The sequence below is a fragment of the Acinetobacter sp. NRRL B-65365 genome, from assembly GCF_001605865.1.
Lineage (GTDB): Bacteria > Pseudomonadota > Gammaproteobacteria > Pseudomonadales > Moraxellaceae > Acinetobacter > Acinetobacter vivianii.
On sequence record NZ_LRPD01000006.1, the window covers coordinates 69,507 to 82,469 of the forward strand.

Here is a 12,963-nt window from a genome sequence, read left to right on the forward strand (position 1 = left end):
TAGAGATGATTTTAAAGCCCACAGAAGTGGGCTTTTTTATAGGAACCATCTAAGTCCTCATACACAAAAAAGCCGATGCTTTCGCATCGGCTTTTTTCACTACCAACAAAACTGTCAGTAATATTTAAACTTAAGCTGTTTCAAGTGTTGCATTAAGCGTAGCACTTGGACGCATCACTGCGTTTACTTTTGCAGGATCAATTGCATAGTAACCACCGATATCAGCAGATTGACCTTGTACTTGAGCAAGCTCAGCAACGATCTTCTCTTCATTTTCAGCAAGTGCTTTTGCAAGAGGCGCAAACTTCTCTTTTAACTCAGCATCTTCGTCTTGAGCAGCCAATGCTTGAGCCCAATACAATGCCAAATAGTAGTGACTACCGCGGTTATCAAGCTCACCTGTACGACGTGATGGAGACTTGTCGTTATCAAGAAGTTTACCTGTTGCCTGATCAAGTGTCTTCGCAAGCAATTTCGCGCGGTTATTGTCTTCTTTAAGACCAAGTTCTTCTAAAGAAACAGCTAACGCAAGGAACTCACCAAGAGAATCCCAACGCAAGTGGTTTTCTTCTACCAACTGCTGAACATGTTTCGGCGCTGAACCACCCGCACCTGTTTCATACATGCCGCCACCCGCCATTAACGGCACGATTGACAACATTTTCGCTGAAGTACCCAATTCCATGATCGGGAACAAGTCAGTTAAGTAATCACGTAAGATGTTACCAGTCACAGAAATGGTATCTAAACCACGTGCTACACGCTCAAGCGTATAACGCATTGCACGTACTTGTGACATGATCTGGATATCAAGACCTGCTGTGTCATGATCTTTCAAGTATTTTTCAACTTTCTTGATCAATTCATTTTCGTGTGGACGGTATGGGTCTAACCAGAAGATTGCTGGCATGCCAGAGTTACGTGCACGTGTTACTGCAAGTTTCACCCAGTCACGAATCGGTGCGTCTTTCACCTGACACATACGCCAGATGTCGCCTTCTTCCACATTTTGGCTCATCAACACTTCGCCAGTGTCTAGATCTGTGATGTTGGCAACGCCTGCTTCTGAAATTTCGAAAGTCTTGTCGTGTGAACCGTATTCTTCTGCTTTCTGCGCCATCAAACCAACGTTAGGCACTGTACCCATTGTACGTGGGTCGAAATTACCATTCCACTTACAGAAATTGATCATTTCCTGATAGATACGCGCGAAAGTTGATTCAGGCATAACTGCTTTACAGTCGTAAGGTTTGCCATCAGCACCCCACATTTTACCGCCACCACGGATCATTGCAGGCATTGAAGCATCTACAATCACGTCATTTGGTGAGTGGAAGTTCGTGATGCCTTTTGCAGAATCAACCATTGCAAGTGCAGGACGGTGTTCTTGGCAAGCATGTAAATCTTCGATAATTTCTTCACGAAGTGAAGTCGGTAAAGTTTCGATCTTCTCGTAAAGACCCGCCATACCGTTATTTACGTTGATGCCTAACTCGTCAAATAATTTGCCGTGTTTTTCGAAAGCATCTTTGTAGTAAATTTTCACACAGTGACCGAATACGATCGGGTGTGATACTTTCATCATGGTTGCTTTTACGTGTAACGAGAACAGGATGCCCGCTTCACGACAGTCTTCAAGTTCTTTCTCATAGAAATCGCAAAGCGCTTTCTTGCTCATGAACATTGAATCGATGATTTCACCATCCTGAAGTGCAACTTTTGGCTTAAGCACAATCGTTTCACCAGACTTGGTGATGAGCTCCATTTTCACATTACGCGCACGGTCTAAAGTCATTGATTTTTCACCGTGGTAGAAGTCGCCTTCATCCATGTGAGAAACGTGAGTTTGTGACCATTGTTTCCACTCGCTCATTGAGTGCGGGTGTTTTTTCGCATAGTTTTTCACAGCAGCTGGTGCACGGCGGTCAGAGTTACCTTCACGCAATACTGGGTTTACTGCTGAACCAAGGCATTTACCATAACGCGCCTTAAGTTCTTTCTCTTCTTCAGTTGCTGGATTTTCTGGATAATCAGGAATCGCATAGCCCTTCGACTGGAGCTCTTTGATACATGCGGTTAACTGAGCAACAGAAGCACTGATGTTTGGAAGTTTAATGATGTTTGTATCTGGGTCTTGCGTAAGACGACCTAACTCCGCAAGGTTGTTGTTTACCTTTTGTTCATCTTTAAGGTAATCTGAAAATTCTGCAAGTACACGTGCTGCAACTGAGATATCACTTTTCACAATCTCGATGCCAGCAGGCTTGGTAAAGGTCTCAATGATCGGTAGCAATGAATAGGTCGCCAATAACGGCGCCTCATCAGTCAGTGTATAAATGATTTTTGACTTTCCACCAGCCATATATAGCCCCTTGTGTTGGATTGAGTTATGGAAAACTGCGCTTGTGGCCCAGCTCCTAGAACCGATTTGCTTAAAACAAACTTGAGAGTATCAGTCTTCATAGCATACTAGTCAACGCCCTATCCCGTGATAACGACATTTCGCTAAAAAATACTACAATTTTATATAATAGATACTGTTAGTTCATATAATTTGGGCCAAATGTTGCCTTTTCAACTACCAAAGCGTTAGCGACCTGAAAATGCCCAGCAAACTGATCATTTAGCAAACAAATAGGTGTTTACCTACAAATGTGCCTTATTTTGTCAGAATTTTATGAACCTTAGGTTAATTCTTTAGTGGTAGTCTCAACATAAATGCCACACCTGCTGTCTGATTTTCAACTTCAGCACAACCACCATGCAACTGCATGATGGATTGAACAATCGCGAGTCCCAGCCCACCTGTTTGTGCTCTCTTATGTCGACTCTCATCAATTTGATAAAAACGGTCAAAGAGATAAGGCAAATGTTTTTCTTCGATCCAGATGTCATGCGTCACAATACGAATGACACAATCAGTCTGTTCCCGTTTTACCTCTAAAGTAATTCGTCCCTTTTCTACACCATAGACAACCGCGTTACTGATTAAATTCGCAATCGCACGCTGGATAAGGGCTTCATTCACTCTCAAATTCATTTCATCAGGAAGTTGAAGCATCAAGCTCATCTGCCGTTCTTCGATCAGATAATCAAAATAATCCGTCACATCCCGAATCAATTGCAGAATATCTACGCTGCTTTTTTCAAGCCCTGCTTCCGTATATTCAGAACGTGCAATAAATAGCATGCTCTCAATCATTTTGGTCAATCGCTCGTATTCTTCCAAGTGCGAGTACAGGAGATTTTCCAGTTCCTCAATTTGACGAGGTTGAGACAGCAAAATCTGTGTTTGGCCCATCAAATTATTGAGCGGCGTTCTCAATTCATGCGCAATATCTTCCGAAAACTGCGCCAGCTTTTGATAATCCTGCTGAATCTTATCCAGCATCTCATTCATGGCATGGCTGAGTTGTTGTACCTCCGTATTTGTGGTCTCGATCTGAATGCGGTGATTAAGTTTTTGCACGTTGATTTTACTGGTTTCTGCAATCAATGCCCGCATCGAACGGAACATGTAATGGCCCACCATAAAACCTAATAAACTCGACAATAAGATGCCCAGCCCAGTATAAAAGGCGATTTTCCAAAAATATTGCTTCAGGGTTTGATTCGCGGCATACCATTGTTGACCTGCAATCAATTGATAATGCTGATCGCCATGTTGTACCGATTGAAATGCAAGCCGTGTCGTTGGCTGTTCAGGGCTATTATTCGTAAACTGGATTTTACTGGAATAATTTAAGCTCGGGATTTTGATGTTTAACGGATTGATTCGAATCAGGTCTTTACCGGCCTCTTTGACAATAAAAATACTGTCCTCATGCCCCACCATATTTTCATAAAGTTTAGGATATTTGCCCAAGATCTGAACGGTATAGGCATCCGTCAAAAACACTTCCATGCGCTTAATTCGTGCGGCAAGTGCTTTGTCTTGCTGGATATAGACCATTTCACGAAAACTTTGATAAGACAATGTCCCAATACTGATAAAAACCACACATGAAATCAGGCTGAATGCGATTCTCAGACGCGAAGCCAAAGACAATCTATTCATCAGCATAGTCTTCTTTTAAATCAACTTTATAGCCCATCCCCCGAATCGTATAAATCAGCTTGGGAGAAAAATGGTCATCAATTTTTGCACGTAGACGACGTATCGCGACATCGACCACATTGGTGTCAGTATCAAAATTAATATTCCAGACCATAGAGGCAATTTGTGTGCGGGTTAACACCTCACCACGATGCTGTATCAATAATTGCAACAGCACAAACTCTTTGGCGGTTAAATCGATCTTGATCTCTGCACGATGGACTTCCCGACTTAAACGATTCAGGCTGAGATTGGCAATGCTATAAATTTCTTGTTCAACCTTGGGAACACGGCGTAATAGGCTTTTGATGCGTGCCAATAATTCAATATATGAAAATGGCTTAACCAGATAGTCATCTGCTCCCAATTCCAGACCTTTCACCCGATCCATGACCTGATCTTTAGCCGTGAGCATGAGCACAGGGATTTTTGAAAATGTACGAAGCGTCTGCAACACTTGCCAGCCATCCAGTTTCGGCAACATCACATCCAAAATTAATAAATCAAAAGTTTCATCTTGCAACCGTGACAAAGCCTCCATACCATCTTTTGCGATCGCACTGGTATAGCCTGATTCATTTAATCCTTTTGCCAAAAACTGCGCAATTTTGGATTCATCTTCGACAATTAAAATATGCATCCCACATCTTAACCTTTTTTATTCAGCGCAAAGATTACAAATCGGTAATTCAATTGTCATCATGACCAGATGCATTTCTTCCTACCATGTGCTGAGGAAATAAAGATTTTTATCACCAAACACTCCTTCACGAATTTTGGAAAATTGTATATGGACAAAGGATTTACCCGCTTCGCTATTGGCTCTGTTTTACTTGTGACTGGCTCATTAAGCTATGCTCAAGATGCTGCTCTTTCTGGCTATTATCTCTCAGCAAAAGTCGCAGCAGCCCAACTCAAAGCTGACAATATGGAAACCAGCTTACGCCCAGGGATTGGCAAATTTATCGCAGGTGACGATCAAAAAGATCTAACCAATGCATCACTAGGGTTCGGTTATGACTTTGGCAATGGCTGGCGTACCGAAGGAGAATATACCTTTAAAAATGATGCAGAATTTACCAGCGGTTCAACTAACTTTCCAACCAGTCTCAACCATCATAAAGTCGAGACGCAGCGCCTGATGCTGAATGCTTATCGTGATTTTGAAGTCATGCAAAATGTCGCTGTATACGGCAATCTGGGATTAGGTGTTGCACGTACAGAATCTTCAGGCTGGCAAGGTAATGCTTCTCGCCAATATCTTTCAAATACCGAAACCCAACTGGTGTATAGCGTAGGTGCTGGTGCAAGTTATAAAGCAATTGATAACCTAAACCTTGATTTAGGCTATCGTTATGTCGACTTGGGCAAAGCCGATAGCGGTTTAAATAACTTCACCAATGCACGTAACTTGCAAGATGAGCAGATGAAAGCACATCTTTATTCAAGTGAGTTCTATCTCGGTGCAAGATACTCATTCTAAATTTGAAAGGCACTGATCAGCAGTGCCTTTTTTTGCGCTCGTATCCCATGTATTGCCCTCACAACAACTGATGGCAATACATACCAAAACATTAATCAAGAAAGGTAGAATATTGCGATGTATAAAAATCTATTCGCCATCGCCGCACTATCGGCTTCAAGCAGCTTATTCGCAGCGACAAACCCATTAAGTGTACATGTTCTCAATCAGCAAAATGGTCTACCTGCTACTGATGTCACCGTTGTGCTCGAAGCACAACAAAAAAATCAATGGGTAAAAATCAATCAGACCAAAACTGATCAGAATGGACGAATTACAGCGCTTTATCCGACGCAACAACAATTAAAGTCAGGTGTTTATAAAGTAACTTTTAAAACAGGTGACTGGTATAAAGCACAAAAGCAAAGCAGTTTTTTCCCTGAAATTCCGGTTATTTTTGAAGTTGACGGCACTTTACCGCACTATCACATTCCATTACTGCTCAGCCCTTATGGTTATTCGACTTATCGTGGCAGCTAATAAAAAGGACGCTTGTCGCGTCCTTTTTATCTATTCTTAACCCTTCAACCAGCGATCAACTTTTTGCTGGTCTTCAACTTTTAATTCAACCGTGGTCAATTTACTTTCACCCGCTTGAAGTTCAAATTGTAAAAGCTCATCACGACGGAATGCATAAACCGTAAATGTGCCTTGTTGTTTTGCATACTTGGCTAAAAGCTTCTCGGAAGCCTTCACACCATTAATCGCAAGGATCACATCATTTGCAGATAAACCTGCTTGAGCGGCTGCGCTGTCACGACGCACTTGCTGTACCACCACACCTTCTGCTTTATCTACCACTTTCAAACCAAAAGCCAGAGCCTTGTCATTTTTAAGCGTGTAACTCAATCCAAACTCTGGCAACAACTGATCGAGTGGTAATTCATCGGTGGTGTTGATCAAGTGATTGATTTGCTCAATCCAGTTATCGCCCGTCAGTTCATTACATAATTCAAAAATGGTTCGTTCATTGACCTGAATACCCTGTTGGGTATTTTCATATAAACGACGCATTAAGGCATCAAGATTTGAACCACGTAAACGTAAGCCCAAATCTAAACAAAGTGCCACTAAACTGCCTTTGTTATAGTAACTAGTGCCTGCATTATTTGAGTTTTCATCCTGGCGGTAGAACTTGATCCAAGCATCAAAACTCGACTCTGAAACCGATTGAATCAAACGGCCCGGATTCTGCAAATAACGATCAAGCTGTGCTTTTAAGAGATCTAGATAAGACTTCTGTGAAATCACACCGCTGCGCAATAAAATCAGGTCATCATAATAAGAGGTGAAACCCTCAAAGATCCACAATAAGCTGGTATATCCCTCTTTATGTAAATCATAATTGGCAAAGTTTTCAGGGCGAATAAATTTAACTAACCATGAATGGAAATACTCATGGCTACATAAACCCAAGAAACGTTGATAATCTTTAGAAGGTTCTTCGGCTTCATCTGCTTTTGGTAAATCGTCGCGTGGCGTGATTAAACTGGTGCTATTACAATGTTCCAGACCACCATAACTATTTCCAGTCGCCATGGTCATAAAGGTATAGTTCTGGAATGGCGCAGAACCGAACATATCAATTTCAGTCTGACAGATCTTTTTAATATCCGCTTCTAAACGGCTCATATTAGTCGTGTGTTTGCCCGAAATCACAAACTCATGAGGAATCCCGTTCGCATCAAAGCTGAAACGACTCTGCTCTGCCAGTTCAAACGGACTATCAATCAATTGATCATAGTTGTCTGCTTTTAGAGTAAAGCGTCCTTTAACCAGACTTTTAGTAGCCAGACCTGTTGCGATCTGGAAATGTTTTAATTCATCTGGCAGGAAAATTTCAACTTCACAAGGTGCCTGTTCCTGATCTTGCAAGCCCAAACAGATACATGCGGGATTAACATAGAAACGGGTCTGATCGACATAGGCACCACGCACCGATAAATCATAGGCATAAACGTCATATTCAACAGTAATCAGTTCATGATCGGTATTGAATAAACGCCAGCGATTCTTCTCGGTTTTTTTAATATTCAGTAAACGCCCTGCTTCATCAGAGGCTTTCACCGACTCAATATGCTTGGAAAATTCCCGAATCAGATAGCTTCCAGGAATCCAGGTTGGTAACCACAACTCTTGATTGGGATTGGCTAGAAAACGTAGGGTGACATGAATCAGGTGCTGGCGATAATCGTCGAACTCAATTTGATAGTGCAACATAATTTCTAATCATGAAAATGGGAATAACTTCACACAGCTTAGCATTTTTTTACAAAGTCATGCGCAGATGTCGTAATTGTCAGCAAAAGTTGCTGGATTCTTCAACAAAAAAGTCATAGCATTCTCCTCTCACATTTAAGGCCACTGGATCGGCAATACAAGGTATGCACGTGAAATTTCTCCTCTCTCTCTTTACGTTGTTTAGTCTCGTTTGTGCAAATCTCGCACATGCAAACCTACTTAACATTGCCCCTGAAACAGTTGAAGCTGAAGCATGGTCAATCATCGATGCCCAGTCTGGACAAATCATTGCTGAACATAACAGCCATGTTCAGCGCGCCCCAGCTTCACTCACCAAAATGATGGTGGCTTATATCGCTTTAAAAGATATTGAAGCAGGTAAATTACGCAAAGAAGAAGTCCTGACTGCAACGCCTGTAGTCAGCACAGTGATGTGGGATGAATCACAAATGTACTTAAAAGCAGGTGAACAGATTTCTGTTGATCAGCTTTTAGCAGGTCTGATCGTGATGTCTGCCAATGATGCTGCTGTGACGCTTGCTGAAAAAATTTCTGGCAGCGTGCCACAATTCGTCGCGCGGATGAATCAGGAAGCACAGGCATTGGGAATGAAGGATACGCATTTCAGCAATCCAGCTGGAATCACCATGACCGATCATTACTCTACAGCTGCCGACCTGAGCCTGTTAGCCAAAGCCATTGTGAAAGAAACGCCTGAATATTTGTATTATTCAAAAATGCCAAGCTTTAGCTACAACCAGCGTTTTCACCATGCCACTAACCTTGCCTTGAAAATGGATCCGACATCCGACGGTCTGAAAACTGGTTATACCAAGGCGGCGGGCTATAACCTTGCCCTGACAGCTGAACGTCCAACATTCAATCCACATGTCGAAAAACGTCGTCTGATTGTGGTGGTATTGGGAACACCAAGTGCAGTAAAACGTGCAGAAGTTGCACATAAACTGATGAATCTGGCCTATACCTATACTCGTGATGAAGAAGTGATTCCAAAGCAGAGACTGATTGCAGAATTGCCTGTGATTAAATCAACCTTGAAAATGTTTAAAGTCGAAACTCAGCAACCGACAATCGTGACCACATCGTTATATGGTCAGTCTGTTCCGATTGATTTGAATAGCTTTGATTTACTAACACAACGTATCCATGTAACTGATGCGAACCAGCAAGTTACGACTGTTGAGCCATTACAAACCACCAATACTCGCATCAATATTGAACTGAATGAACAGCATTTGACTGCGCCTTTGACTCAGGCAATGAATCTGGCAACAGTTTCGATTTATCAAAATAACCAGTTGATTCGCAGCTTACAGATTGAAAATGATGTACAGATTGAAGAAGCCAATATTTTCCAGAAAATTATGATCTGGTTCTCAAATCTGTTTTCATTCTTTTCGACCAGCGATAGCAAAACTGCCAAACTTTATCCTTTAAATCAAGGATAAAAAACCTACTATTTTTATCAAGATTAAACATACATTATTGAAAAAAGGATGGCATAATCCAGCCATCCTTTCACAAAAATAATTAGGTTAATCATGAGCAAAACCTTACATCATATCGTGATTGTGGGCGGTGGTGCAGGTGGTTTGGAACTTGCGACACAGCTAGGTGAACGTTTTGGCAGACGAGAGAAAGCCCGAATAACCCTAGTCGATCAAAATCTCACACACATATGGAAACCTCTCCTCCACGAAATCGCAGCTGGCTCGCTGAATCCTCACGAAGAACAAACCAATTATTTTGCCCATGCAGAAAAACATCATTTTGAGTTCGTGCTCGGCACACTTGTTGGTGTGAATAAAGATCAAAAACAAATTAACCTTTTTCCCCCGCAGCTTTCTAAAGAACACACCCCACAAACTCAAACACTCAGCTACGACACTCTAGTGCTGGCCGTGGGTTCTGTTTCAAATGACTTTGGTACAGAAGGCGTGCGTGAACACTGTCATTTTCTGGATAGCCGTCAACAAGCCGATATTTTCCAGCAGGATTTATTTCACCTCTATATCGAGGCACAAAATCAGTCAAATGAGCGCGCTTTGAATATTGGCATCGTCGGGGCTGGTGCAACAGGTGTTGAACTGGCAGCAGAATTGATTGAAACCACCAAGAACTTCTATCGCTATGGATTAAAGAAAATTAATCCGAAGCAAGTCAAAATCACCCTCATTGAAGCATCTGACCGCATCTTGCCTGCCCTAAATGAAAAAACAGCAGCGCATAGCACCAAGCAGCTTAAGAAAATGGGGATTGAGATTCTGACTCAGCATAAAGTCCAGAAAGTCGATGAAACCAATGTCTATTTCAGTAATGGAAATGTCATTCACTCAGATATTACGGTGTGGGCGGCAGGTGTTAAAGCGCCGAAAGTTTTAGAGTCATTCACTGATTTTAAACGGGATAAAATCAATCGCCTGATGGTGTACGCGACCCTGCAAACCTATTCTGATCCGAATGTTTTTGCTTTTGGTGATTGTGCAAATTGTCAGTTAGATGCACGCCAGCCACCGTTAGGTCCTCGTGCACAAGTGGCGAGTCAGCAAGCCACCTTCCTTGTCGATGCGATGGCAGCACGTTTATCAGGTTCTCCACAACCGATGTTCACATTTAATGACAAAGGTTCACTGGTTTCACTGAGTCGTAATCAGGCCGTAGGAGAATTGTTAGGCGATGTTAGCGTACAAGGCTTCATTGCCAAAACCATGTATGTTTCACTTTATCGAATGCATCAGGCCAATATCCATGGTTACACCCAAGCAGGTATGCTCACCATGAAAGATTTCCTGACGCGTCGTGTCCGTCCAAAAATTAAACTTTATTGAGTTGAAATTTGATATTTCGTCTCAATATTTAACTAAATCGTTTCAAAAAGTGGAAAATAGTCAACAAAAACTGTTTTTCACTTTATGATATACAGCTAAAACTATTGATGACATGGATTCAAAACATGACTGCTATTGCAAATAACCACGTGGTTTCATTCCACTACACTTTAACAAACGCTGAGGGTGAAACACTTGATCAATCTCAAGGTGAACCACTTGCATATTTGCACGGCGCGGGCAACATCATTCCTGGTTTAGAAAATGCACTTACAGGTAAAACTGTTGGCGAAAAATTCACTGTAAACGTTCCAGCTGCTGAAGGTTATGGCGAATATAACCCTGAACTTGTTCAAGAAGTTCCAGCTCAAATGTTCCAAGGTGTGGACAACATCCAGCCTGGTATGCAATTCCAAGCTCAAACTGATGACGGCGTACAAATCGTAACTGTTAAAGCGATTGAAGGCGACAACATCATCGTTGATGCAAACTTCCCGCTTGCTGGTCAAGACCTTACTTTCGAAGTAGAAATCGTTGAAATCCGTGATGCTTCTCAAGAAGAATTAGATCACGGTCACGTTCACGGTGCAGGTGGTCACCACCACTAATTCATTTTTGAATTAGATGAAAAAAGCAAAGCTTCGGCTTTGCTTTTTTATTACCGCTACTTTTATAAAATAAAAAAATCGCTTATGGTCATGTCAATTTCTTTAAAATAAAACAGAATTATGTCGACTGCTTATCAACTGATTTGGTTTCGCCAAGATTTGAGAATTCAGGATCATGCTGCGCTCTGGCATGCGACTCAGGCTGGTCCCACGATTGCCGTCGTCATTTTATCTCCTGAACAGTGGCAATTACACGATGATGCACCGATTAAAACTGAATTCTATCTCAGACAACTGCAAAGCTTAAAAGACGGACTTGCGAGTCTGAATATTCCCTTACTGATACAAACGACTCCGCTCTGGAAAGATGTACCTGAGTATTTCGCAACGTTAATGCAGCAACTGCCGATTCAAAATGTATATGCCAATATTGAACTGGGGATAAATGAATTAAAACGCGATCAAGCTGTACAAAAACTTTTAAATCAGCAAGCTAAGGAACTGGTGCTTTTTCATGATCGCACCTTATTTCCTGTCGGCTCGATCCGTAACCAGTCCAATTTACCCTATCAGGTTTTTGGCGCGTTTAAAAAAACCTGCTATCAGCGTTTACAACCTGCACTACCGCAATGTTATCCAACACCTGCCCCCCAACAAGTAATTACGGATTTAAAGTCGAGCTCACAAACCGATCTCGAGACACTGCAACTTAAATATAAACAACAGATCAAACATACACAGGATCTCGAATGGCAGATCGGCGAAGCCTATGCCTTGAAGCAACTTGACCAGTTTGTTGAGGAACAGCTCAATGACTACACCACTGGACGGGACTTCCCTGCACGCTCTGGCACCAGTCAGCTTTCAACCTACTTAAATATCGGGATCATTTCGATTCGTCAGTGTCTTCAAGCGCTATTCAGACAACAGCAGGGCCATTTTGAAATTCAATCCGATGGACAACAAAGCTGGTTAGACGAATTGTTGTGGCGGGAATTTTACCAACATATTCTGTTTGATTTTCCCCGTGTCTCACGGCATTTACCCTTTAAGCAATCGACTCAGAATATTCCTTGGCGTGATGACCCAGTCGCTTTAGAAAAATGGCAGCAGGGTCAGACAGGCATTCCGATCATTGATGCAGGCATGCGACAAATGTTGGCAACAGGCTGGATGCATAATCGGGTAAGAATGATCTGCGCCATGTTCCTGAGCAAAAACCTGCTGATTGATTGGCGTAAAGGTGAGCAATGGTTTATGCGGCATTTGATTGATGGTGATCTTGCAGCCAACAATGGCGGATGGCAATGGTGTGCCTCGACAGGCACAGATTCAGTACCTTATTTCCGGATATTTAATCCGATTAGCCAATCACAAAAGTTCGATCCTGAGGGTGAATATATTCGAAAATGGGTTCCTGAGCTGGCCCAAATTGATAAAAAAATAATTCATGAACCTTATGCAAAAAACCATTCTTTAACACTAGATTATCCGCATCCAATGGTCGATTTAAAGCTCAGTCGTACCCGTGCAATTGAAGCGTTTAAAGCCCATTTACCTTAGTTACATAAAATAAAATTTATTTAAAATACAAAGCTTTTCAATAAACAGTTAGACAGACTATACTGTATGTTACTGTTTATAAAA

10 protein-coding genes are annotated in these 12,963 nt (G+C 41.9%); 6 read left to right on the forward strand and 4 right to left on the reverse strand.

The annotated features are described in order from the left end of the window. Positions 1–130: 130 nt before the first annotated feature. The 3 genes from AWW72_RS03865 to AWW72_RS03875 all read right to left on the reverse strand — a co-directional run bounded on the left by AWW72_RS03865 (position 131) and on the right by AWW72_RS03875 (position 4,736). Positions 131–2,362 carry an NADP-dependent isocitrate dehydrogenase gene (locus tag AWW72_RS03865; RefSeq protein WP_062846503.1) on the reverse strand — a complete coding sequence of 744 codons (2,232 nt, stop codon included), beginning with the start codon at positions 2,360–2,362 and terminating at the stop codon, positions 131–133. A gap of 327 nt (positions 2,363–2,689) precedes the next feature. Continuing rightward, positions 2,690–4,057: a heavy metal sensor histidine kinase gene (locus AWW72_RS03870; RefSeq protein ID WP_062846504.1), complete on the reverse strand. Its 1,368-nt coding sequence runs from the start codon at positions 4,055–4,057 to the stop codon at positions 2,690–2,692. Next, positions 4,050–4,736 (reverse strand): heavy metal response regulator transcription factor, encoded by a 687-nt coding sequence (locus AWW72_RS03875; protein WP_062846505.1) that lies wholly within the window; start codon positions 4,734–4,736, stop codon positions 4,050–4,052. Before AWW72_RS03875 ends, AWW72_RS03870 begins: the two co-directional genes overlap by 8 nt. 150 nt (positions 4,737–4,886) lie before the next feature. Between AWW72_RS03875 and AWW72_RS03880 the strand changes: the two genes are divergently transcribed. Next, a complete protein-coding gene (locus AWW72_RS03880) occupies positions 4,887–5,579 on the forward strand; it encodes an outer membrane protein (RefSeq protein WP_062846506.1) in 693 nt (230 codons plus the stop codon). Between the two features lie 117 nt (positions 5,580–5,696). After that, positions 5,697–6,098, forward strand: a complete 402-nt coding sequence (gene uraH / locus AWW72_RS03885) for a hydroxyisourate hydrolase (RefSeq protein WP_062846507.1) — start codon at positions 5,697–5,699, stop codon at positions 6,096–6,098. A 36-nt stretch (positions 6,099–6,134) separates the two neighbouring features. On the opposite strand, the gene AWW72_RS03890 is transcribed toward uraH, so the two are convergent. Continuing rightward, positions 6,135–7,838, reverse strand: coding sequence for a M61 family metallopeptidase (locus tag AWW72_RS03890; RefSeq protein WP_062846508.1), 1,704 nt, complete (start codon positions 7,836–7,838; stop codon positions 6,135–6,137). Between the two features lie 170 nt (positions 7,839–8,008). On the opposite strand from AWW72_RS03890, the gene AWW72_RS03895 reads away from it, so the two are divergent. The 4 genes from AWW72_RS03895 to AWW72_RS03910 all read left to right on the forward strand — a co-directional run bounded on the left by AWW72_RS03895 (position 8,009) and on the right by AWW72_RS03910 (position 12,879). After that, positions 8,009–9,328 (forward strand): D-alanyl-D-alanine carboxypeptidase PBP6B, encoded by a 1,320-nt coding sequence (locus tag AWW72_RS03895; RefSeq protein WP_062846549.1) that lies wholly within the window; start codon positions 8,009–8,011, stop codon positions 9,326–9,328. 93 nt (positions 9,329–9,421) lie between these two features. Beyond that, positions 9,422–10,708: an NAD(P)/FAD-dependent oxidoreductase gene (locus AWW72_RS03900; protein ID WP_062846509.1), complete on the forward strand. Its 1,287-nt coding sequence runs from the start codon at positions 9,422–9,424 to the stop codon at positions 10,706–10,708. A 125-nt stretch (positions 10,709–10,833) separates the two neighbouring features. Next, a complete protein-coding gene (locus tag AWW72_RS03905) occupies positions 10,834–11,316 on the forward strand; it encodes an FKBP-type peptidyl-prolyl cis-trans isomerase (protein WP_004770302.1) in 483 nt (160 codons plus the stop codon). Positions 11,317–11,436: 120 nt separating this feature from the next. Beyond that, positions 11,437–12,879 carry a cryptochrome/photolyase family protein gene (locus AWW72_RS03910; protein WP_062846510.1) on the forward strand — a complete coding sequence of 481 codons (1,443 nt, stop codon included), beginning with the start codon at positions 11,437–11,439 and terminating at the stop codon, positions 12,877–12,879. The last annotated feature ends 84 nt before the right edge of the window (positions 12,880–12,963 follow it).

What these genes read in the sequence shown, in the direction of transcription:
- AWW72_RS03865 (WP_062846503.1), bottom strand. Translation starts at nt 2,362, where the DNA reads ATGGCTGGTGGAAAGTCAAAAATCATTTATACACTGACTGATGAGGCG.
- AWW72_RS03900 (WP_062846509.1), top strand. Translation starts at nt 9,422, where the DNA reads ATGAGCAAAACCTTACATCATATCGTGATTGTGGGCGGTGGTGCAGGT.
- AWW72_RS03905 (WP_004770302.1), top strand. Translation starts at nt 10,834, where the DNA reads ATGACTGCTATTGCAAATAACCACGTGGTTTCATTCCACTACACTTTA.
- AWW72_RS03870 (WP_062846504.1), bottom strand. Translation starts at nt 4,057, where the DNA reads ATGAATAGATTGTCTTTGGCTTCGCGTCTGAGAATCGCATTCAGCCTG.
- AWW72_RS03875 (WP_062846505.1), bottom strand. Translation starts at nt 4,736, where the DNA reads ATGCATATTTTAATTGTCGAAGATGAATCCAAAATTGCGCAGTTTTTG.
- AWW72_RS03880 (WP_062846506.1), top strand. Translation starts at nt 4,887, where the DNA reads ATGGACAAAGGATTTACCCGCTTCGCTATTGGCTCTGTTTTACTTGTG.
- uraH (WP_062846507.1), top strand. Translation starts at nt 5,697, where the DNA reads ATGTATAAAAATCTATTCGCCATCGCCGCACTATCGGCTTCAAGCAGC.
- AWW72_RS03890 (WP_062846508.1), bottom strand. Translation starts at nt 7,838, where the DNA reads ATGTTGCACTATCAAATTGAGTTCGACGATTATCGCCAGCACCTGATT.
- AWW72_RS03910 (WP_062846510.1), top strand. Translation starts at nt 11,437, where the DNA reads ATGTCGACTGCTTATCAACTGATTTGGTTTCGCCAAGATTTGAGAATT.